The sequence below is a fragment of the Micromonospora sp. DT178 genome (assembly GCF_049841695.1).
GTDB lineage: Bacteria > Actinomycetota > Actinomycetes > Mycobacteriales > Micromonosporaceae > Micromonospora.
The window spans coordinates 197,104-218,394 of sequence record NZ_JBNCKV010000009.1 but is presented as its reverse complement, the minus strand read 5'-3'; the positions used below and the strand labels follow the sequence as shown (position 1 = coordinate 218,394).

Here is a 21,291-nt window from a genome sequence, read left to right as displayed (position 1 = left end):
GTGACGCGGGTGCTCCTGTCGCTGGTGGTGCCCTGCTTCAACGAGGAAGCCTCGGTGGAGCGGCTGCACACCGCGGTGACCGCCGCGGTCGCGGAGCTGTCCGACGTCGACATCGAGGTGGTGTACGTCGACGACGGCAGCTCCGACGGCACCCTCGTGGCGCTGCGCCGCCTCGCCGCCGCCGATCCCACCGTGCGCTACACGTCGCTGAGCCGAAACTTCGGCAAGGAGGCGGCGATGCTGGCCGGGCTGGAGCGGGCCACCGGGGACGCGGTGGTCATCATGGACGCCGACCTCCAGCATCCGCCACGGCTGCTGCCCGACATGGTGGCGTTGTACCAGCAGGGTTTCGACCAGGTGATCGCGCGCCGGGACCGGCGTGGTGACCGGTTCGTCCGGATGCTGGCCTCGCGGTCCTTCTACCGGGTGGTCAACTGGTGGATCGACGTGCGGCTGCTGGACGGGGCGGGTGACTTCCGGCTGCTGTCCCGGCTGGCGGTGGACGCGGTGCTGGCGATGCCGGAGTACAACCGCTTCTCGAAGGGGCTGTTCTCCTGGATCGGCTTCCGGACGGTGGTGGTCGCCCACGGCAACGAGACCCGGCAGGCGGGCCGGAGCAGGTGGACGTTCGGCAAGCTGTTCAACTACGCCTTCGACGGGCTGCTGTCGTTCAACAACCGGCCGCTGCGGCTGGCGATCTACGGCGGCCTGTTCCTCACCCTGATCGCGGTGGTCTACATGGCCTGGGTGGTCGGGGACGCCGTCAGCAAGGGAATCGACGTTCCCGGCTACACCACCATCATCGTCAGCGTGATCGGTCTCGGCGGCATCCAGATGACGATCCTGGGCGTGATCGGGGAGTACATCGGCCGGATCTACTACGAGACCAAGCGTCGGCCGCACTACCTCGTCCAGGAGACCGAGGACCTGGTCACGGAGAGCGGGGAGGCGCCCCGGGTGCCGGACCAGCCGGCGGTGCGCCCGGCCGAGCGGGTCCGGCAGGGCGGGCCGGCCCGCGAGGACCTCTCCCGGTACCGCTCGCTGCGACGCGCCGCCGGCGAGTCCGTGGCGGGTGACGCGCGGCAGCCGTAGCGGCCGCCGCGCGCGACCGCGTCAGGCGGTGAGGAACTTCTCCAGGTCGTCGAGGATCTTGTTGGCGGCGCCGATGCCGATGCCGGTCATCCAGATCTCGTCGGAGACGACGTGCGACTTGCCCGCCTTGACCGCCGACAGCCCCTTCCAGAGCGTCCCGCCGGTCACCTTGGCCTGCTCGGCGGCGGCCTTCTCGCCGTACGCGGTCACGAAGATGACGTCACCGTCGACCTCGCCGATCCGCTCCGGGCTGACCCGGTCCATCCGCCGGTCCTCCTTGCCGGTGAGCTGCTGGCGCTCGGGGCGGCCCAGCCCGGTGTCGCCGATGACGATGCCGGAGAACGAGTCCGGCCCGTACACCCGGATCTCGGTCGGCATGAAGCGGACGATGGAGACCTCGCGCGTGGCGGCGTCGCCGAGCTTGCCGCCGAACTCCCTGGCCCGCGTCTCGTACGTGGCCAGCAGGTCCTTGGCCTGCTGCTCCTTGCCGAGCGCCTTGCCGTCGAAGAGGAAGTTCTCCTTCCAGGTGATGCCGACCTTCTCGGTGAAGACGGTCGGCGCGATGGCGGCCAGCTCGTCGTAGAACTTCTCCTGGCGGAACTTGCTGCCCAGGATCAGGTCCGGCTTGAGGGCGTTGATGGCCTCCAGGTCGGGCTCGGTGAGCACCCCGACCTCCTTGATGCCGGCGAGCTTCTCCTCGCCGAAGTAGGTCGGCCAGCTCCTCGCCTCGCCGGCGGTGGCGGCGCCGACCGGCGTGACGCCGAGCGACAGCGCAGTGTCGATCTTGTCGGTGTCGAGCACGACGACGCGCTTCGGTTCGGCCGGCACCTTCGTGGTGCCCATGGCGTGGGTGATCTCCCGGGTCTCCCCGGTGGTGGTGTCGGCGACCGGGTCACTCTCACCGCAGGCGGTGAGACCGACGCCGAGGGCCAACGCCGCGGTGAGGGCGGCGGCGAGACGACGCATCAGAATCCTTTCGAAGGGTGCGAGCCGGTCAGCGGCGTCGCCGCGTCCCCGGCGGGCAGGCGGGTCAGGGAGGGACTGGTGAGCGCGGGCACCACCAGGGGCGCCCCGGTCACCGGGCAGGGCACGACCACGCAGTCGAGGCCGAAGACGTCGCGGACCAGGTCGGCGGTGAGGATCTCCCGGGGCGGCCCGGCGGCCACCACGGCGCCGGAGCGCATGGCGATGAGGTGGTCGGCGTACCGGGCGGCCTGGTTGAGGTCGTGCAGCACGGCGACGACCGTACGGCCCCGCTCGACGCGCAGCCGGTGCAGCAGGTCCAGCACCTCCACCTGGTGGGCGAGGTCCAGGAAGGTGGTGGGCTCGTCCAGCAGCAGCGCCTCGGTGTCCTGGGCGAGGGTCATGGCGATCCAGACGCGCTGGCGCTGGCCGCCGGAGAGCGTGTCGACCGGCCGGTCCGCCAGCCCGGTCACGTCGGCGAGCGCCATGGCCCGGTCGACGGCCGCGCCGTCGGACTCCGACCACTGCCGCCACCACCGCTGGTACGGCTGCCGGCCCCGGCCGACCAGGTCGGCGACGGTCACCCCCTCCGGCACCAGCGGGCTCTGCGGCAGCACGCCGAGGCGGCGGGCGACCTCGCGGGTCGGCAGGTCCCGGATGGCGGTGCCGTCCAGCAGCACGGCGCCGCTGCGGGGGGTGAGCAGGCGGGCCATGGTGCGCAGCAGCGTGGACTTGCCGCAGGCGTTCGGCCCGACGATCACCGTGAACGCGTCGCCGGGCAGCTCCAGGTCGAGCCCGTCCAGCACGGTCCGCTCGTCGTAGCCGGCGACCAGGTCGCGGGTGGAGAGCATCACGCCTCCTTGCCAGGGTGGGACATCACGAGGACCGCCGCCGGCCGCGGAGCAGCAGGAAGATCAGGTACGGGCCGCCGATGGCGGCGGTCAGCACGCCCGCCGGCAGCTGGGTGGGGGCGAACAGCCGCCGGCCACCCAGGTCGGCCAGCACCAGCAGCAGCGCCCCGAGCAACGCGGCGCAGAGCAGCGGCGGGCGCTCGGCGCGGACCAGCCGGCGGGCCAGCTGCGGGGCGACGAGGGCGACGAAGTCCACCGCGCCCACCTGCGCGGTGACCATCGCGGCGGTCAGCACCCCGGTGCCGGCGAGGCCGACCCGGCGGGCCACCGGGCGCAGGCCGATCCCCCGGGCGGTGTCGTCGTCCAGGGCGGTGCTGTTCAGCGCCCAGCCGGCCCAGGCCAGCACCGGCAGGAGCGCGGCCAGGGTGAGGGCGATCCACAGGCTCTCGGTCCAGCCCTTGCCGGCGAGCGTGCCGATCAGCCAGATCTGCGCGCGCAGCCCGTCGATCGGGTCGGCGGTGAGCATGACGACCTCGGTCAGGGCCCGCAACGCGAAGGCGACCGCCACGCCGGCGAGCACGAACCGCTGGGCGGCCAGCCCGTGCCGGGCGCCGAGGACGAACAGCAGCACGGCGGCGACCAGCCCGCCGACCAGCGCCGCCGGCGCCACGAGGACGGCGGCGACACCGCCGGTCAGGGCCACCGTCGCGGCGAGACCGGCGCCCTGGGTGATGCCGACGACGTCGGGGCTGGCGAGCGGGTTGCGGGCCACGCTCTGGATCAGCGTGCCGGCCACCCCGAAGGCCGCGCCGGCCACCGCGGCCAGCACCAGCCGGGGCAGCCGCAGGTCGAGGACCACCAGGTCGTACGGGGTGCCGGCGCCGGAGAGGGCGCGCAGCACGTCGGCCGGGGCGACGTACGGGGTGCCCAGCGAGAGGCTGAGCACCCCCGCGCCGAGCAGCAGCACGACCAGCGCCGCAGCGACCAGCACCGAGCGGCGGCGGACCTGCACGCTGACCGGGCCGATCCGCACCAGCGACCGCCCGGGCAGCGCGGTGACGCCCAGCCGGGGGCGGCCCGCCGGCCGCCCGACGGCCGGGGTCGCGGGGGCGGTCACGCCGTCACGACCTTCGCGCGGCGGACCAGGAAGGCCAGCAGCGGGGCGCCGATCAGCGCGGTGACGATGCCCGCGGGCACCTCCCCGGGCGGCGCGACGAGCCGGCCGACGACGTCGGCGCCGAGCAGCAGCGCGGGCCCGAGCAGCGCCGAGACCGCGAGGGTCCAGCGGTGGTCGGCGCCGACCAGGGCGCGGGCCAGGTGCGGCACCGCGAGCCCGACGAACGCGATCGGCCCGGCGGCGGCGACGGCCGCCCCGGTGAGCAGCACCGCGGCGACGCCGCCGCCGAGGCGGACCAGCCCGATCCGGTGCCCGAGGCCCCGGGCCACGTCGTCGCCGAGGGCGAGCGCGTCCAGGCCCCGGGCGACGAGCGCGGCCAGGACCAGCCCGGCGAGCACGAACGGCAGCACCTGGGCGGCCACCGTGAGGTCCCGGCCGGTCAGCCCGCCGACCATCCAGAAGCGGTACTCCTCGAAGGTGCGGGCGTCCATGCTGAGCAGCGCGTACACCACGGAGGCGAGACTGGCGTCGAGGGCCGCGCCGACCAGCGCGAGGGTGACCGGGCTGGCGCCCTCGCGGGCCTTGGCCGCGACGGCGAAGACCAGCACGCCGGCCCCGAGCGCGCCGGCGATGCCGAACCAGACGTACCCGGCGAGGGTGCCCACGCCGAAGACGGAGATGGCCAGCACCACGCCGAACGAGGCGCCGGCGCTGATGCCGAGGATCCGCGGTTCGGCCAGCGGGTTGCGGGTGAGGGCCTGGAAGAGGACGCCGGCGACTGCGAGCGCCAGCCCGACGGCAAGGCCGAGCGCGGTGCGCGGCATCCGCAGTTCCCGCACGATGGTGGCGGCCTCGCCGCCGTCCGGGGCGACCAGCGCGCGCCACACCTCGTCGACGGCCAGCGCCCGGCTGCCGAGCGCGAAGCTCGCCAGCACGGCCAGCCCCAGCACCACGGCGGCGGCCACGATGACCGCGAGCCGCCGGCCGCCACGCGCCCGGCGCCGGGTGCCGGCCGGGGCCGGTCGGGTGGCGAGGCTGGTCACGAGGCTCCTGCACGTTCGGGCTTAGGGTCGCCTTACCGTAGCGGAACGCCCTGGCCGGGCCTAACTCGCCGTCGTCGATCCGAGCGGCGCTGAGCAGGACGGACGGTGCCGGATCCGGGCGGACGGCGGCCCCGGCCGCCCTAGGGTGTGGGCATGCGATTCGACCAGCACACCGTGGTGCTCCTGGTCCGGCCGTCGGACGCGCCGGAACTGCCGCTGGACGCGGCCGACCGGTTGCAGGACGCCCACCTGGCCCACCAGGCGGGGCTGGTGGAGCAGGGGCTCGTCCTGGCCGCGGGCCCGTTCGTCGACGCCGACGACGAGCGGCTGCGCGGCTTCGTCGTGCTTGCCGTCTCCCCGCAGGAGGCCCGCGAGCTCTATCACAACGACCCGGCCGTGCGGGCCGGGCGGCTGAGCGTGCAGGTGATGAGCTGGATGGTGCCGGAGCGCAACGTGCGGTTCGAGAGCGTGCCGATGCCCCGGTCGATCCTGGAGGCCGCCGCCGGCGACTGACGGGCCGGCGTCCGGTCGTGCGGGCGCCAGCCGGGCCGCCGTCAGGCGGCGGTCCGGGCGTCAGGCGGCGGTCGGGGCGTCAGTCGGCCGGTCGCGGCGCGGGCAGCGGGCCCGCCGGCCCGTCGAGCTGCTGGTCGGCCCAGACGTACGTCTCCGGCAGCAGCTCGGCCACGTGCACCACCCGCAGCGCGTCCATCGGCCCGACGATGACCCGGACCGTGGGGAAGTAGTCGCGCAGCACCTGCCGGCAGCGCCCGCAGGGCGGGATCACCCCGCGCCCCCGGTCGCCCACCGCGACGATCGTCTCCAGCTCGGTGACGCCCTGGGTGGCGGCGGCGCCGACCGCGACCACCTCGGCGCAGGGGCCGCCGGTGAAGTGGTAGACGTTGACCCCGGTGAAGACCCGGCCGTCGGGGGTCCGCGCGGCGGCGGCGACCGTGTGGTTCTCGCTGCGGCAGCGCAGCTTGGCGACCGCCGTGGCGGCCTGCACCAGGGCCCGGTCGGTGTCGCGCATCGTCATCCAGTCCCCCGTGGCCAGGTCGGTCGACGCCCCACTCTAGACCGGTGGGCCGCCCGCGCGCTCGCCCTGACCACAGCCGTCGGCGGGCGCGCGACCGGGGCGGGCGGAGGCGGCGCGGCGGTAACCCGGGGGCGGTCCGGCCGTCGGCTGCCTATCCTTGGCGACGACATGCAGAATCCAGCCGCACCCGCCGCGACCGACCCCGTCCGCGAGCTGCACCGCCGCCTCCGTCCCCTGATGTTCCGCGACCAGCGCCGCCTGCAACGACGCCTGGACGGGGTACGCCGGCTGCGCGATCCGCAGCGCCGGGAGTCGGCGCTCGACGAGATCGCCGCCGACGTGGCGCGGGCCGAGGCCGTGCTGGAGGGCCGGCGCGCCGCCGTGCCGGTGGTCACCTACCCGGCCCAGCTGCCGGTCAGCGAACGCAAGGACGACATCGCCGCCGCGATCCGCGACCACCAGGTGGTGATCGTGGCCGGCGAGACCGGCTCCGGCAAGACCACCCAGCTGCCGAAGATCTGCCTGGAGCTGGGGCGCGGGATCACCGGGCTGATCGGGCACACCCAGCCGCGCCGGCTGGCCGCCCGTACGGTGGCGGACCGCATCGCCGAGGAACTCGGCACCGAGCTGGGTGACGTGGTCGGCTACAAGGTGCGCTTCAGCGACCAGGTGAGCGACCGCAGCCTGGTCAAGCTGATGACCGACGGCATCCTGCTCGCCGAGTTGCAGACCGACCGGATGCTGCGCCAGTACGACACGCTGATCATCGACGAGGCACACGAGCGCAGCCTCAACATCGACTTCATCCTCGGCTACCTCCGGCAGCTCCTCCCCCGCCGGCCCGACCTCAAGGTGATCATCACCTCGGCGACCATCGAGACCGAGCGGTTCGCCCGGCACTTCGCCGGGCCGCCCACCGCCGACGAGCCGGAGGGCGTACCGGCGCCGGTGGTCGAGGTCTCCGGGCGGACGTACCCGGTCGAGGTGCGCTACCGCCCCCTGGTCGAGGTGGCCGAGGGCGAGGACGACGGGGAGGACGAGGAGAACGTCCGCGACCAGGTCCAGGCCATCGGCGACGCCGTCGAGGAACTGGCCGCCGAGGGCCCCGGCGACATCCTGGTCTTCCTCAGCGGCGAGCGGGAGATCCGCGACACCGCCGACGCGCTGGGCAAGTTGGTGGAGAAGAAGCCGGCGCTACGCGGCACCGAGATCCTGCCGCTGTACGCCCGGCTCTCCACCGCCGAGCAGCACCGGGTCTTCGCCCCGCACGCCGGGCGCCGGGTGGTGCTCGCCACCAACGTCGCGGAGACCTCGCTCACCGTGCCCGGGATCAAGTACGTGGTGGACCCGGGCACGGCCCGCATCTCCCGCTACAGCAGCCGGCTCAAGGTGCAGCGGCTGCCCATCGAGCCGGTGTCGCAGGCGTCGGCCAACCAGCGCAAGGGGCGCTGCGGGCGTACCTCGGACGGCATCTGCATCCGCCTCTACGACGAGCAGGACTTCCTGTCCCGCCCGGAGTTCACCGACCCGGAGATCCTGCGCACCAACCTTGCCTCGGTCATCCTCCAGATGACCTCCATCGGGCTCGGCGACATCGCCGCGTTCCCGTTCATCGACCCGCCGGACCGGCGCAACGTCGCCGACGGCGTCAACCTGCTGCACGAGCTCGGCGCGCTGGACCCGGCCGAGGCCGACCCGGCGAAGCGGCTCACCCCGCTGGGCCGGCGGCTGGCCCAGCTCCCCGTCGACCCGCGGCTGGCCCGGATGGTCGTCGAGGGCGAGAGCAACGGCTGCGCCACCGAGGTGATGGTGATCGCCGCCGCGCTGTCGATCCAGGACCCCCGGGAGCGGCCCGCCGAGAAGCAGGCCCAGGCCGACCAGGCGCACGCCCGGTTCACCGACCGCGAGTCGGACTTCGTGACGCTGCTCAACCTGTGGCGGCACCTGCGCGAGCAGCAGCGCGAGCTCTCCTCCAGCGCGTTCCGGCGGATGTGCAAGGCCGAGTACCTCAACTACCTGCGGGTACGCGAGTGGCAGGACATCGTCAGCCAACTGCGCCAGGTGCTGCGTACCCCCGAGGATGGGCGACCGGCGCGCGACGGCGACGGCGGCGGCCGGCGCCGGGGCGGCGCGGACCTGCCGGAGGAGATCGACACCCCGAAGGTGCACCAGTCGCTGCTGCCCGGCCTGCTGTCCCACGTCGGGCTCAAGGACGCGCAGAAGCACGAGTACCTGGGCGCCCGGGGCGCGAAGTTCGCGCTCTTCCCCGGCTCGGCGCTGTTCAAGAAGCCGCCGCGCTGGGTGATGGCCGCCGAGCTGGTGGAGACCTCCCGGCTCTGGGGCCGGGTCGCCGGCCGGGTCGAGCCCGAGTGGGTCGAGCCCCTCGCGACGCACCTGGTCAAGCGCAGCTACAGCGAGCCGCACTGGGAGAAGAAGCAGGCGGCCGTGATGGCCTACGAGAAGGTGACCCTCTACGGCATCCCGCTGGTCACCTCGCGCAAGGTCAACTTCGGCCGGATCGACCCGGCGCTGTCCCGCGAGCTGTTCATCCGGCACGCCCTCGTCGAGGGCGACTGGCAGACCCACCACCGGTTCTGGGCCGACAACCAGCGGCTGCTGGCGGAGATCGAGGAGCTGGAACACCGGGCCCGGCGCCGCGACATCCTCGTCGACGACCAGACCGTCTTCGACTTCTACGACGCCCGCGTCCCGGCCGACGTGGTCTCCGGCCGGCACTTCGACGCCTGGTGGAAGAAGACCCGCCGGGAGCAGCCCGACCTGCTCACCTTCACCCGGGAGCTGCTGGTCAACGCCGGCCGAACCGGCGTGGACGAGGCCGACTACCCCGACGAGTGGTCCGCCGACGGGGTGACCCTGCCGCTCACCTACCGGTTCGAGCCGGGCACGCCGACCGACGGCGTGACCGTCGACATCCCACTGCCCCTGCTCAACCAGGTGCCGGCGGAGAGCTTCGACTGGCAGGTGCCCGGGCTGCGCGAGGAACTGGTGATCGCGCTGATCCGATCGCTGCCCAAGGCGGTGCGCCGCAACTTCGTCCCGGTGCCGGACTTCGCCCGCGCGGCGCTGGCCGCGATGCCCGCCGGCGAGGAGCCGCTGCTGGACGCGCTGACCCGGCAACTGCGCCGGATGACGGGCGTCACCGTGCCCCGCGACGCGTGGGAGCCGGAGAAGCTGCCGCCGCACCTGCGGGTCCGCTTCCGGGTGCTCGACGAGGAGAACAAGCCGGTCGCCGAGGGCAAGGACCTGCCGGCCCTGCAACGCCGGCTCAAGGCGGAGGTACGCCAGGTCGTGGCCGCCGCCGCGCCGGACGTGGCCCGCACCGGGCTGCGCGAGTGGAGCGTCGGCACGCTGCCGCGCAGCATCGAGCAGGTCCGCGCCGGCTACGCCGTGACCGCGTACCCGGCCCTGGTCGACGAGGGCGACACGGTCGGGGTGAAGGTCTTCGACTCGCCGGCCGAGCAGGAGGCCGCGCACTGGGCGGGCACGCGGCGGCTGCTGCGGCTGACCGTGCCGTCACCGGCGAAGTTCCTCCAGGGGCGGCTCAGCAACGAGGCGAAGCTGGCGCTGAGCCGCAACCCGCACGGCGGCGTGCAGGAGTTGATCTCCGACGCGGCCGGGGCGGCCATCGACAAGCTGATCGGCGACGCGGGCGGCCCGGCCTGGGACGCCGAGGGCTTCGCCGCCCTGCGGGAGAAGGTCCGCGCCGACCTGGTCGACGTCGTGGTCGAGGTGATGGACCGCGTCCGCCGGGTGCTCGCCGCCGCGTACGCGGTGGAGCAGCGGCTCGGCGCCACGAGGAACCTGGCGGTGGTGGCCGCGCTGGCCGACATCCGGGCCCAGCTCAACGGTCTCGTGCACAAGGGGTTCGTCACCGAGACCGGGTACGCGCGCCTGCCCGACCTGCTGCGCTACCTCACCGCGATCGAGCGGCGGCTGGACCGGCTGCCGGGCAACCCGCAGCGCGACAAGCAGCAGCAGGACCGGGTCGCGGTGGTGCAGAAGGAGTACCAGGAGATGCTCGCCGCGCTGCCGCCGGGCCGCCGGCAGGCGGCGGCGGTCCGGCAGATCCGCTGGATGATCGAGGAGCTGCGGGTGAACGTCTTCGCCCAGGCGCTGGGCACCCCGTACCCGGTGTCGGAGCAGCGGATCTACCGGGCGATGGACGAGGCCGAGGGCAGGTAGGGCGACCCGCCAACCCGCGTCAGGAGGCGCGCGTCGGCGCCCGCCGCGGCAGGGGCGCCGACGCCGTGAAGCCGCGCAGCACCCGGAACAGCACCGGCGGGGCGAGCAGCCGCGTCGGCGGGTCGACGAGGTTCACCACCCGCAGGAACGCCGCGCCCAGCGCCGGATCCCGGGTCGCCGCCGCGTGCAGCCGGCCCACGTACGCGTTGACCAGGCGTACCCGCGGCGAGCGCCGGCCGGGCACCTCGGGGAAGCGCAGGTCGGTGCCGACCGCGATGGACCACGGCCCGTCGATGAGCCGGGCCGCGCCCCGGAAGAACCGCCGGGCGAGCCGGTCGGACGGCCGCCGGAGCAGCCGGCGCAGCAGCAGGGCCTCCAGCGCGGCCACCGTCATGCCCTGCCCGTAGACCGGGTTGAAGCTGCACACGGCGTCGGCCACCACCAGGTAGCCGGCCGGGAAGCGGCGCAGCCGCTCGTAGCGCCGCCGCACGCTGGCCGGGAACTTCATCGTCGCCGGTGGGCTCTCCGGCTGCGCCGTACGCAGCAGGTCGGCGATCTGCGGGGCGGCGAGGGTCTCGGCGAAGGCGGTCATGCCCTCGTCGTCGGCCGGCGGTTCCTCGCCGAGCATGCCGCTGAGCGCCACCGCGAACCGGCCCTGCTCCTGCACGGCGACGATGCCGCCCCGGGGCTGGCCGGGCACGGCGTTGGTGAGCGCGCCGAGCAGCCCCTCCAGGTGGTGCGGCTCCCGGCGGTAGGTGCGGGTGAGGTAGGTGACGCCGACCTTGACCCGCTCCTCCGGCGCGGGCCGGTAGCCCAGCTCGGCCAGCCACACCGGGCTGCGGGTGCCCCGGCCGCCGGCGTCGACGACGAGGTCGGCCGCGACGGTGGTCGGGTCCCCGTCGCGCAGGCGCAGCCGCACGCCGGTGATCCGTCCCCGGTCGAGGGTGGTGGTCAGCCCCTCCACCTCGCAGCCCGCCACGATCCGCACCCCGGGCAGGGCGGCCACCCGCTCCCGGACGACCTGCTCCAGCAGCGGCCGGCTGACCCCGAGGGCGAACAGCGGGGACGGCGCGCGCCGCATCCGGTGGCCGTTGTTGTACCAGTGGACCTGCTCGTGCAGGTCGACCGTGGGCACGCCCCGCGCGCTCAGCTCCGCCGAGATCCCGGGCAGCAGTTCCTCGAACGCCTGCCGGCCCCGGGTCAGCAGGACGTGCAACTGCCGCCCCTGCGGTACGCCCCGACGGCTCTCCGCCCGCTCGGGCAGCAGGTCACGGTCCACGAGGGTGACCCGCTCGTACGCCTCGGTGAGCGCGCAGGCGGTCAGCAGCCCGCCCATGCTGGCGCCGATCACCACGGCGCTGCCCGTTGCCATGCCGGCAGCGTAGGCAGGCCGGCGCGGGCCGGTCGTCTTCCGGCGTGCGCAGTCCTGCCGGCGCGGGGCCGGCGCGGCGGCGGCCTCAGAGCGGCTCGACGCCCGGCGGCAGGTCCCCGTCTCCGGTGGCGTCGCGCACGTAGTCCAGCAGTATCCGGCGCAGCTCCCGCCCGGCGTGGGTCGGCACCACGTCGCGGCGCCGGGCGACCGCGATGGTCCGCCGGACGCCGGGCGGGGCCAGCCGGGTGACGCGCACGCCGGGACGCCGGGCCACCACGATGCCGGGGACCAGCGCGACGCCCAGTCCGGCCTCGACGAAGCTCAGCACGGCGTCCATCTCGCCGCCGTCGACGGCGATGGTCGGCTCGAAGCCGGCCTCCCGGCAGGCCTGGATGGTGGCGTCGCGCAGGTCGTAGCCCTCCCGGAACATCACCATCGGCTGGTCGCGCAGGTCGGTGACGCGCAGCTGCCCGGTCTCCGGGGCCACCGACAGCTCCTCGACGGAGGCGACCACCAGGCTCTCCCGCAGGATGGGGTCGGCGCGCAGCCCGGGGTCGGTGCCCTGGGCCGGCATGATGATCAGCGCCAGGTCGAGGTCGCCGCGGAGCAGCCCGCGGACCAGGTCCTGCGAGCCGCTCTCCTCCACCCGCAGGTCGATGGTGGGGTGGGCGTCGCGGAACCGGCGCAGCACCGGCGGGGCGAGCGAGGTGGCGAGGCTGGGGGTGGCGCCGAGCCGGACCCGGCCGCGGCGCAGACCGACCAGCTCCTGCACCTCGCGGGTCGCGGTGTCGACGTCGGCCAGGATCCGCTTGGCCAGCGGCAGCAGCACCTCACCGGCCGCGGTGAGCGCGATGTTGCCCCGTACCCGCTCGAACAGCGGGGCGCCGAGACCGTCCTCCAGGGCGTGAATTTGCTTACTCAAGGACGGCTGCGTGATGCCGACGATGTCGGCGGCTTGGGTGAAATGTCGTACTTCCGCCACCGCCACGAAGTACTTCAGCTGATGGAGCTGCATCTACATAGCCTATAGCTATCAAGACTGCGAGGTCGATGCATTGGACGACTGAATCAAGTGCTCCTAGCGTCGATCGCGTGGTAGTCACGAGAACTCGGTCGCCCATCCGCTCCAGCGTCGGCCTGAAGGCCGTCATGGCGGTGACGGGCATCATCCTGGTGCTGTTCCTGATCGCGCACATGCTCGGCAACCTGAAGATCTTCACGGGGGCGACCTCGTTCGACCACTACGCGCACTGGCTGCGCGAGATCGGCGCCCCGATCCTGCCCGGCGTGTGGTTCCTGTGGATCCTGCGGATCGGGCTGCTGGTGTCGGTGCTCGGCCACATCTGGGCCGCGACCGCCCTCGCCGTGCGCGCCCGCGCCGCCCGCCCGGTGCAGTACGCGCACCGCAAGAAGGTCCAGGGCAGCTACGCGGCCCGCACCATGCGCTGGGGCGGCGTGATCATCCTGCTCTTCGTGATCTACCACATCCTGGACCTCACCACCGGCACGCTGAACCCCGTCGGCGACCCCAGCCGGCCGTACGCCAACGTGGTGGCCGACTTCGCCCCGGAGCGCTGGTACGTCACGCTCTTCTACACCCTGGCGGTCGTCACCCTCGGCTTCCACCTGCGGCACGGCCTGTTCAGCGCGCTGCGCAGCCTCGGCCAGCAGAGCCCGCGCGGCGAGCGGCGGGCCCGAGCCATGGCACTGGGCTTCGCCGTCGTGCTCTGCGCCGGCTACCTGGCGGTCCCGTTCGCCGTACTCACCGGATTGGTGTCCTGACATGGATCTCTACACCGAGGGCGACCCGATCGCCGACACCAAGGCTCCCGACGGCCCCATCGAGACCCGCTGGGAACGCCGCCGCTTCGAGGCCAAGCTGGTCAACCCGGCCAACCGCCGCAAGATGACCGTGATCGTGGTCGGCACCGGCCTGGCCGGCGGCTCGGCCGCCGCCACGCTCGCCGAGCAGGGCTACCGGGTCAGGTCCTACTGCTACCAGGACAGCCCGCGCCGGGCGCACTCCATCGCCGCGCAGGGCGGCATCAACGCCGCCAAGAACTACCGCAACGACGGCGACTCGGTGCACCGGCTCTTCTACGACACCGTCAAGGGCGGCGACTTCCGCTCCCGGGAGTCGAACGTGCACCGGCTGGCCGAGGTCTCGGTCAACATCATCGACCAGTGCGTCGCCCAGGGCGTCCCGTTCGCCCGCGAGTACGGCGGCCTGCTGGACACCCGCTCCTTCGGCGGCGCGCAGGTGCAGCGCACCTTCTACGCCCGGGGCCAGACGGGCCAGCAGCTGCTGCTCGGCGCGTACCAGGCGCTGGAGCGGCAGATCGGCCTCGGCAACGTGGAGATGAACGCCCGGCACGAGATGCTGGAGCTGATCGTCGTCGACGGCAAGGCCCGCGGCATCGTGGTCCGGGACATGGTCACCGGCGAGATCACCACCGAGTTCGCGGACGCGGTCGTGCTCGCCTCCGGCGGCTACGGCAACGTCTTCTACCTCTCCACCAACGCCAAGGGCTGCAACGTCACCGCCACCTGGCGGGCCCACCGCAAGGGCGCGTACTTCGCCAACCCCTGCTACACGCAGATCCACCCGACCTGCATCCCGGTCTCCGGCGACCACCAGTCGAAGCTGACCCTGATGAGCGAGTCGCTGCGCAACGACGGCCGGGTCTGGGTGCCCAAGGCCAAGGGCGACGCCCGCAGCCCGAAGGACATCCCCGAGGACGAGCGGGACTACTACCTGGAGCGGATCTACCCCTCCTTCGGCAACCTGGTCCCCCGCGACATCGCCTCCCGCGCCGCCAAGAACGTCTGCGACGAGGGGCGCGGCGTCGGCCAGACGGGGCTCGGCGTCTACCTGGACTTCGCCGACGCGATCAACCGGCTGGGCCGCAAGGCCATCGAGGCCAAGTACGGCAACCTCTTCGAGATGTACGAGCGGATCACCGGCGAGGACCCGTACGAGGTGCCGATGCGGATCTACCCCGCCGTGCACTACACGATGGGCGGCCTCTGGGTCGACTACGACCTCCAGTCGTCCATCCCGGGTCTGTTCGTGATCGGCGAGGCGAACTTCTCCGACCACGGCGCGAACCGGCTCGGCGCGTCGGCGCTGATGCAGGGCCTGGCCGACGGCTACTTCGTGCTGCCGAACACCATCGCCCACTACCTGGCGTCCGGCCCGTTCGAGAAGGTCGACGCCGCGCACCCGGCGGCCGTGCAGGCCCGCGCCGACGTCGAGGACCGGATCCAGCGGCTGCTGACCGTCAACGGCGACCGGACCGTCGACTCGTTCCACCGCGAGCTGGGCCAGATCATGTGGGAGCACTGCGGCATGGAGCGCAGCGAGGCCGGGCTGCGCAAGGCGATCGACGAGATCCGCGCCCTGCGCGAGCAGTTCTGGCAGCGGGTCCGGGTGCCGGGCAACGGCGAGGGGCTCAACCAGTCGCTGGAGAAGGCCGGCCGGGTGGCCGACTTCTTCGAGCTGGCGGAGCTGATGTGCATCGACGCCCTGCACCGCGAGGAGTCCTGCGGCGGCCACTTCCGGGCCGAGCACCAGACGCCCGACGGCGAGGCGGAGCGCGACGACGACCGCTTCGCGTACGTGGCGGCCTGGGAGTTCACCGCCACCGGCGAGCCGGCGGTGCTGCACAAGGAAGACCTGAACTTCGAATACGTCCACCCCACGCAGCGGAGCTACAAGTGAACCTGACCCTGCGCATCTGGCGCCAGTCCGGCCCCGAGGACAAGGGTCGGATGGTGACCTACAAGGTCGACGACGTCTCCCCGGACATGTCCTTCCTGGAGATGCTCGACGTACTCAACGAGCGGCTGATCCTCGCCGGCGAGGAGCCGGTGGCGTTCGACCACGACTGCCGCGAGGGCATCTGCGGCATGTGCGGCCTGATGATCAACGGCGACGCGCACGGGCCGCAGCGCGGCACCACCGCCTGCCAGCTGCACATGCGGCAGTTCTCCGACGGCGACACGATCGACATCGAGCCGTGGCGGGCCCGCGCCTTCCCGGTCATCAAGGACCTGGTGGTCAACCGGGGCGCCTTCGACAAGATCATCGCGGCCGGCGGCTACATCACCGCGCCGACCGGCAGCGCCCCCGAGGCGCACTCGACCCCGGTCGCCAAGGCCAACGCGGACGCCGCCTTCGAGGCGGCGGAGTGCATCGGCTGCGGCGCCTGCGTGGCGGCCTGCCCGAACGGCTCCGCCATGCTCTTCACCGCCGCGAAGGTCACTCAGCTCTCGCTGCTGCCGCAGGGCCAGCCGGAGCGCTACACCCGGGTGATCGGCATGGTCGACGCACACGACGAGGCCGGCTTCGGCGGCTGCACCAACGCCGGTGAGTGCACCGTGGTCTGCCCGAAGGGCATCCCGCTGAACACCATCGGCCGACTCAACCGCGACTTCCTGATGGCCACCTCGAAGCGGGGCGACAACACCCCCGGTTCCTGACGACACCGGTTTCCCAGGACACCGGTTCCTGACGACCGGACCGGACGGGCCGCCACACCCCTGCGGTGCGGCGGCCCGCCCGCTTTCCGGTACGGGACCCGTCGGCCGGTGGTCGGGCCTGTCGGTTCCACCGCCGCGGGCGTGGCGGGTCGGGACCCCTCGACGGTCCCTGTCGAGCTGCCCCGTCCATGGGACCGCCCATCCACCCCAATCGCCCATCCAGCCCAACCGCCCAACCGCCCATCCACCCAACCGCCCATCCACCCAACCGTCCACCCGCCCGCCCGGCAACGCGACCACCCACCCGCCCGACGACCGCCGGCACGCCGAGCAGCTCGGCGACACGACCGCCCACCCCGCCCGGCCATGCGACCGCCGGTACGCCGGGCAGCTCGGCGACGGACGCACCGCCAGCCCCACCGCACCGCCTGCCCACCCCCACCGCACGGGCTGCCCCACCGCACGGGGCAGCTCGACAGCGTCCATGCGATCCACCCGGCTTACCCGGGCGGAACCAAAACCACAGGCCCAGCGGGCCGGACGGATCAGGGAACGGCCGGGCCGGGCGGAGGGGTGACGGCCGGGCCGGTCTTCCGGTGGCGGCCGGTTCAAGTCGGCACGCGCGGGTAGCACTCCTGGGAGCCGGCACAGGAGGGACGACGGGACATGAAGGCGCTGACCTGGCAGGGCAAGCGGGACGTACGGGTGGAGGAGGTGCCCGATCCGCGCATCGAGGAGCCCACGGACGCCGTCGTCCGGATCACCTCGACCGCGATCTGCGGCTCCGACCTGCACCTGTACGAGGTGCTCGGGCCGTACCTGAAGCCCGGCGACGTCCTCGGCCACGAGCCGATGGGCATCGTCGAGGAGGTGGGCCCGGGGGTGACCCGGCTCAAGCCGGGCGACCGGGTGGTGGTGCCGTTCAACATCTCCTGCGGCTCCTGCTGGATGTGCGACCGGCAGCTGTACGCGCAGTGCGAGACCACCCAGGTCACCGCCGAGGGCAAGGGCGCCGCGCTGTTCGGCTACACCTCGCTCTACGGCTCGGTGCCCGGTGGGCAGGCGGAGTACCTGCGGGTGCCGCACGCCCAGTTCGGCCCGATCAAGGTGCCCGACACCGGGCCCGACGAGCGCTGGCTCTACCTGTCCGACATCCTGCCGACCGCCTGGCAGGCGGTGAAGTACGCCGACACCCCGCGCGGCGGCACCCTCGCCGTCTTCGGGCTCGGGCCGGTCGGCCAGTTCTGCGCCCGCATCGGCCGGCACCTCGGCGCGGACCGGGTCATCGGGCTGGACCTGGTGCCGGAGCGGCTGGCGATGGCCCGCCGGCACGGCATCGAGGTGCTCGACGTCAGCCAGCTGGACGACGTGCCCGGCGCGCTGATCGACCTCGTCGACGGGCGCGGCCCCGACGCCGTCATCGACGCGGTAGGCATGGAGGCCCACGGCGCACCCCTCGGCAAGCTCGCCCAGACCGCCGCCGGGCTGCTGCCCGACAAGCTCGCCCAGACCATGACCGACAGGGCGGGCGTCGACCGGCTGGTCGTGCTCAAGGCCGCGCTCAAGGCCGTCCGCCGGGGCGGCACGGTCTCCATCTCCGGCGTCTACGGCGGCGAGGTCGACCCGATGCCCCTGATGGAGATGTTCGACCGGGGCATCCAGCTGCGGATGGGGCAGTGCCACGTGCGCCGGTGGACCGACGAGATCATCCCGCTGCTCTCCGGGGACGACGACCCGCTGGGCGTGGCGGACCTGCGAACCCACCGGGTGCCGCTGTCGGAGGCGCCGCAGGCGTACGAGATGTTCCAGAAGAAGGAGGACGGCTGCGTCAAGGTCGTGCTGGCACCGTGACCCGGACGGTGGTCGTGACCGGCGCGACCAGCGGGATCGGTCGGGCGACGGCCTGGGCCTTCGCCGAACGCGGGGACCGGCTCGTGCTCGCCGCCCGCTCCCCCGTCACCCTCGCCGCGGTCCGCGACGAGTGCCGGGCCGCGGGCGCGCAGGTGCTCGAGGTGCCCACCGACGTCACCGCCGAGGGCGCGCTGGCGGCGCTCGCCGACGCGGCCCTCGACCGGTTCGGCGGCATCGACGTCTGGGTGCACACGGCGGCGGTGATGGCGTACGGCCGGTTCGAGGAGACCCCGGAGCGGGTCTTCGAGCAGGTGGTACGCACCGACCTGCTCGCCGCCGCCGCGGTCGCCCGGGTGGCGCTGCCCCGCTTCCGGGCCGACGGCGGAGGAACGCTGATCCTCACGGGGTCGGTGCTGGGCCACATCACCGCGCCGTACATGAGCGGCTACGTGGCGAGCAAGTGGGGGCTGCAGGGGCTGACCCGCGCGTTGCAGCAGGAGACCCGGGATGCCCCGGGGGTGCACGTCTGCATCGTCAACCCGGGCAGTGTGGACACCCCGGTCTACCAGCGGGCCGCGAACTACCTCGGCCGGACCGGCCGGCCCCCGCCGCCGATCACCACCCCCGAGCGGGTGGCGCGGGCCATCGTGGACTGCGCCGACCGGCCCCGCCGGGAGGTGTCGGTGGGCCGGGTCAACGTGGTCATGCGGGTCGGCTTCACCCTGCTGCCGGGCGTCTACGACGCCCTCGTCGGGCCGTTGATGCGGCTGCTCGGGCTGACCGACCGGCCGGTCGCGCCGCACGACGGCACGGTGTTCGCGCCGGACCCGGCCGCCGCGTCGGTGCGCGGCGGCTGGCTGCCCGACCTCGGGCGGGTGGCCCGGGCCGTCGGGGAACTGCCCGGCCCGGTCGTGGCGGCCGTCCGGCGTCGGCTGCCGTGAACTCCGCGCGGGATCACCGGCGTCGATCGTTTCGCCTAGGGTGGTGGGCCGGCCCACCACGACGGGAGAGACGATTGACTATCCGGGTGAACCGCAGGACCGCGCTGGGACTGGGCACGGTGGCCACGGCGGGAACGGTGTTCGGCGCCGCCGCGCCGGCGTCCGCCGCCCCCGAGGTCGCCGAGCCGGCTCCGGCGACGCCCCGGCAGGCCGCCCGCCGGGTGGCCGCGATCTACGAGCGGGAGACGGTGGCAGCGGGCGGCAACTGGCAGGCGTACGTCAGCGTCGCCGACCCGGCCGGCGCCCCGGTGGTGGCGGTCTCCGACGAGCCGGACCGGCGCATCGAGGCATACAGCGTCAACAAGATCGCGGTGGCCGTGGCGGTGCTCGACAAGGTCGACCGGGGGCTGCTGACGCTCGACCAGCGGGTCGAGGTGACCGCCGCGATCGTGGTGCCCGGCGGGGACGGCATGTTCAGCCTCGACGGGGCGTACCCGAGCTTCGTGACGCTCGGCCACGTGCTGGCCAACCTGCTGACCGTCTCCGACGACACGGCGGTGCGGCTGTGCGGCCTGGTCTGCCCGGCCGCCGAGCTGAACGAGATCCTGCGTGGCAAGGGCTTCCCGAACACGCAGGTGCAGCCGGTCGCCAACCCCAACCGGTTCTTCCTCGGCACCAGCACCCCCCGGGAGACCCACGACCTGTTGCGCGCGCTGGTGGCCGGCACGCTGCTCTCGCCGGCCGGCACGGCGTTCGTGCTCCGGCTGCTGCGCGCCCCCGTCGCGTACACCGACGGGATCCGGCGGGTCATGTCCTCGACCGACCGGGCCCGGGTCGCCACGAAGGCCGGCTGGTTCGCCGACGCCCGGCACGAGGCCGGGGTGATCTTCGACACGGCCGGCGCACCCGTGCTGACGTACGCCCTCTTCGCCGACGGGCAGGCCGATCCGGACGACTACGGCGCGACGCACCCCGCCGTCGAGGCCCGCGCCCGGATGGGCCGGCGCTTCCTGGCCTCGGTGGACCGCCTCACCGGCACCGGCGTCACCCACCGGCCGGCCGCCCAGCGGCCCAGCAACGGCGGCTGAGCCGCCCACGAGGTGCGGGCCCGCCGTCCCGGCGGGCCCGCCGACCTCCCGCCGGTCCCCTGGTGGCCGGGCTACCGTGTACGACGGGACACGGCGGAGGGACGACGATGGGCGCACCACCGGAACGCGCGGGACTCGACCGGGCACTCGGGCGGCGGCTACGCGGCGCGGCCGGGCTGGCCGCGCTGGCCGGGCTCGCGTGGGTGGCCCGGGACGTGCCGGCGGCGCTCGGCGGCCGGCTCACCGGCGCCCGCGCGGAGCGGGCCGCCCGCTCACCCCGGTTCCGCGACGGCACCTTCCACAATCCGGGCGGCACCCGCTCGATGGCCGGCGTCCCCGACCGCAACCTGGTCCGTGAGCTGATCTTCGGCAAGCAGAAGCGCCGGCCGGGCGCCGCCGTGCCGCTGGCGCGTCCGGGCGCCGCCCCGGCCACCGACGTCGGGCGGGAGCTGAGCGTCGTCTGGTACGGCCACGCCTCCGCGCTGATCGAGATCGAGGGCCGCCGGGTGCTGCTCGACCCGGTCTGGAGCGAGCGGTGCTCGCCGTCGGCCCTGGTCGGCCCGCGCCGCCTGCACGAGCCGCCGGTCCGCCTCGACGAACTGCCCCCGGTCGACGCGATCCTCATCTCGCACGACCACTACGACCACCTCGACATGGCGACCGTCCAGGCGCTGGCTGCCCTGCAGTCGGCGCCGTTCCTGGTGCCGCTCGGGGTGGGCGCGCACCTGGACCGCTGGGGCGTACCGGCGGAGCGGATCGTCGAGCTGGACTGGGCGGAGAGCCACCGGGTGGCGGGGCTGGAGATCACCGCCACCGCCGCGCAGCACTTCTCCGGCCGGGGGCTGCGCCGCGACGGCACGCTCTGGAGTTCCTGGGTGGTCGCCGGCGCGCACCGGAAGGTCTTCTACACCGGCGACTCCGGCTACTTCGACGGCTACGCGGAGATCGGCGAGCGGCACGGGCCGTTCGACGTCACGCTGATGCAGATCGGGGCGTACGACCGGGCCTGGCCGAGCATCCACATGTTCCCCGAGGAGGCCGTCGCCGCCCACCTCGACCTGCGCGGCGGGCTGCTCGTACCGGTGCACTGGGCGACGTTCAACCTCGCCCTGCACGACTGGTCCGAGCCGGTGGACCGGATCTGGGCCGAGGCGAAGGCGCGGGACGTGCGCCTCGCCGTGCCCCGCCCCGGGGAGCGGGTGGTGGTGGACGACCCGCCCGCCGTCGACGGCTGGTGGCAGGCCGTCGCCTGACG

The 21,291-nt window shown here is 73.8% G+C and carries 17 protein-coding genes; 10 read left to right on the top strand and 7 right to left on the bottom strand.

Annotated features, from left to right (window positions below):
• On the top strand, positions 1–1,092 hold the full coding sequence (locus ACLQ22_RS18900; protein ID WP_425693475.1) for a glycosyltransferase family 2 protein: 1,092 nt from the start codon (positions 1–3) through the stop codon (positions 1,090–1,092).
• Positions 1,093–1,113: 21 nt separating this feature from the next.
• On the opposite strand, the gene ACLQ22_RS18895 is transcribed toward ACLQ22_RS18900, so the two are convergent.
• Genes ACLQ22_RS18895 through ACLQ22_RS18880 form a run of 4 tightly spaced genes read right to left on the bottom strand, consistent with a single transcriptional unit; the run spans position 1,114 to position 5,066 of the window.
• The gene (locus ACLQ22_RS18895; protein WP_425693474.1) at positions 1,114–2,058 is read right to left on the bottom strand and encodes an ABC transporter substrate-binding protein; all 945 of its coding nucleotides are present in this window, start codon (positions 2,056–2,058) and stop codon (positions 1,114–1,116) included.
• Complete coding sequence (locus ACLQ22_RS18890; protein ID WP_425693473.1) at positions 2,058–2,906, bottom strand: ABC transporter ATP-binding protein; 849 nt, start codon at positions 2,904–2,906, stop codon at positions 2,058–2,060. The genes ACLQ22_RS18895 and ACLQ22_RS18890 overlap by 1 nt, the downstream gene beginning before the upstream one ends.
• Positions 2,907–2,931: 25 nt before the next feature.
• A complete protein-coding gene (locus ACLQ22_RS18885; RefSeq protein ID WP_425693472.1) occupies positions 2,932–4,023 on the bottom strand; it encodes a FecCD family ABC transporter permease in 1,092 nt (363 codons plus the stop codon).
• Positions 4,020–5,066 carry a FecCD family ABC transporter permease gene (locus ACLQ22_RS18880; protein ID WP_425693471.1) on the bottom strand — a complete coding sequence of 349 codons (1,047 nt, stop codon included), beginning with the start codon at positions 5,064–5,066 and terminating at the stop codon, positions 4,020–4,022. The genes ACLQ22_RS18885 and ACLQ22_RS18880 overlap by 4 nt, the downstream gene beginning before the upstream one ends.
• Before the next feature lie 153 nt (positions 5,067–5,219).
• Between ACLQ22_RS18880 and ACLQ22_RS18875 the strand changes: the two genes are divergently transcribed.
• Complete coding sequence (locus ACLQ22_RS18875; RefSeq protein WP_425693470.1) at positions 5,220–5,579, top strand: YciI family protein; 360 nt, start codon at positions 5,220–5,222, stop codon at positions 5,577–5,579.
• 79 nt (positions 5,580–5,658) lie between these two features.
• Here the strand turns inward: ACLQ22_RS18875 and ACLQ22_RS18870 are convergent, their stop codons facing one another.
• The gene (locus ACLQ22_RS18870) at positions 5,659–6,099 is read right to left on the bottom strand and encodes a cytidine deaminase (RefSeq protein ID WP_121395559.1); all 441 of its coding nucleotides are present in this window, start codon (positions 6,097–6,099) and stop codon (positions 5,659–5,661) included.
• A gap of 168 nt (positions 6,100–6,267) precedes the next feature.
• On the opposite strand from ACLQ22_RS18870, the gene hrpA reads away from it, so the two are divergent.
• Positions 6,268–10,302, top strand: coding sequence for an ATP-dependent RNA helicase HrpA (gene hrpA, locus ACLQ22_RS18865; RefSeq protein WP_425693469.1), 4,035 nt, complete (start codon positions 6,268–6,270; stop codon positions 10,300–10,302).
• Positions 10,303–10,321: 19 nt separating this feature from the next.
• Here hrpA and ACLQ22_RS18860 read toward each other — a convergent pair whose 3' ends face one another.
• Together ACLQ22_RS18860 and ACLQ22_RS18855 are read right to left on the bottom strand one after the other, a co-directional pair.
• Positions 10,322–11,674 (bottom strand): FAD-dependent oxidoreductase, encoded by a 1,353-nt coding sequence (locus tag ACLQ22_RS18860; RefSeq protein ID WP_425693468.1) that lies wholly within the window; start codon positions 11,672–11,674, stop codon positions 10,322–10,324.
• Between the two features lie 85 nt (positions 11,675–11,759).
• Positions 11,760–12,689: a LysR family transcriptional regulator gene (locus ACLQ22_RS18855; protein WP_425693467.1), complete on the bottom strand. Its 930-nt coding sequence runs from the start codon at positions 12,687–12,689 to the stop codon at positions 11,760–11,762.
• A 77-nt stretch (positions 12,690–12,766) separates the two neighbouring features.
• Here ACLQ22_RS18855 and ACLQ22_RS18850 point away from each other — a divergent pair, with 77 nt between their 5' ends.
• The 7 genes from ACLQ22_RS18850 to ACLQ22_RS18820 all read left to right on the top strand — a co-directional run bounded on the left by ACLQ22_RS18850 (position 12,767) and on the right by ACLQ22_RS18820 (position 21,289).
• A complete protein-coding gene (locus ACLQ22_RS18850; RefSeq protein WP_425693466.1) occupies positions 12,767–13,456 on the top strand; it encodes a succinate dehydrogenase cytochrome b subunit in 690 nt (229 codons plus the stop codon).
• Position 13,457: 1 nt separating this feature from the next.
• Positions 13,458–15,395, top strand: coding sequence for a fumarate reductase/succinate dehydrogenase flavoprotein subunit (locus ACLQ22_RS18845; RefSeq protein WP_425693465.1), 1,938 nt, complete (start codon positions 13,458–13,460; stop codon positions 15,393–15,395).
• The gene (locus ACLQ22_RS18840; RefSeq protein WP_121395570.1) at positions 15,392–16,156 is read left to right on the top strand and encodes a succinate dehydrogenase/fumarate reductase iron-sulfur subunit; all 765 of its coding nucleotides are present in this window, start codon (positions 15,392–15,394) and stop codon (positions 16,154–16,156) included. Before ACLQ22_RS18845 ends, ACLQ22_RS18840 begins: the two co-directional genes overlap by 4 nt.
• A gap of 666 nt (positions 16,157–16,822) precedes the next feature.
• On the top strand, positions 16,823–18,007 hold the full coding sequence (locus ACLQ22_RS18835) for a zinc-dependent alcohol dehydrogenase (RefSeq protein WP_425693464.1): 1,185 nt from the start codon (positions 16,823–16,825) through the stop codon (positions 18,005–18,007).
• Positions 18,004–18,948 (top strand): SDR family NAD(P)-dependent oxidoreductase, encoded by a 945-nt coding sequence (locus ACLQ22_RS18830; RefSeq protein WP_425693463.1) that lies wholly within the window; start codon positions 18,004–18,006, stop codon positions 18,946–18,948. Before ACLQ22_RS18835 ends, ACLQ22_RS18830 begins: the two co-directional genes overlap by 4 nt.
• 86 nt (positions 18,949–19,034) lie before the next feature.
• A complete protein-coding gene (locus tag ACLQ22_RS18825; protein ID WP_425693462.1) occupies positions 19,035–20,036 on the top strand; it encodes a serine hydrolase in 1,002 nt (333 codons plus the stop codon).
• A gap of 107 nt (positions 20,037–20,143) precedes the next feature.
• A complete protein-coding gene (locus ACLQ22_RS18820) occupies positions 20,144–21,289 on the top strand; it encodes an MBL fold metallo-hydrolase (RefSeq protein WP_425693461.1) in 1,146 nt (381 codons plus the stop codon).
• Positions 21,290–21,291: the final 2 nt, after the last annotated feature.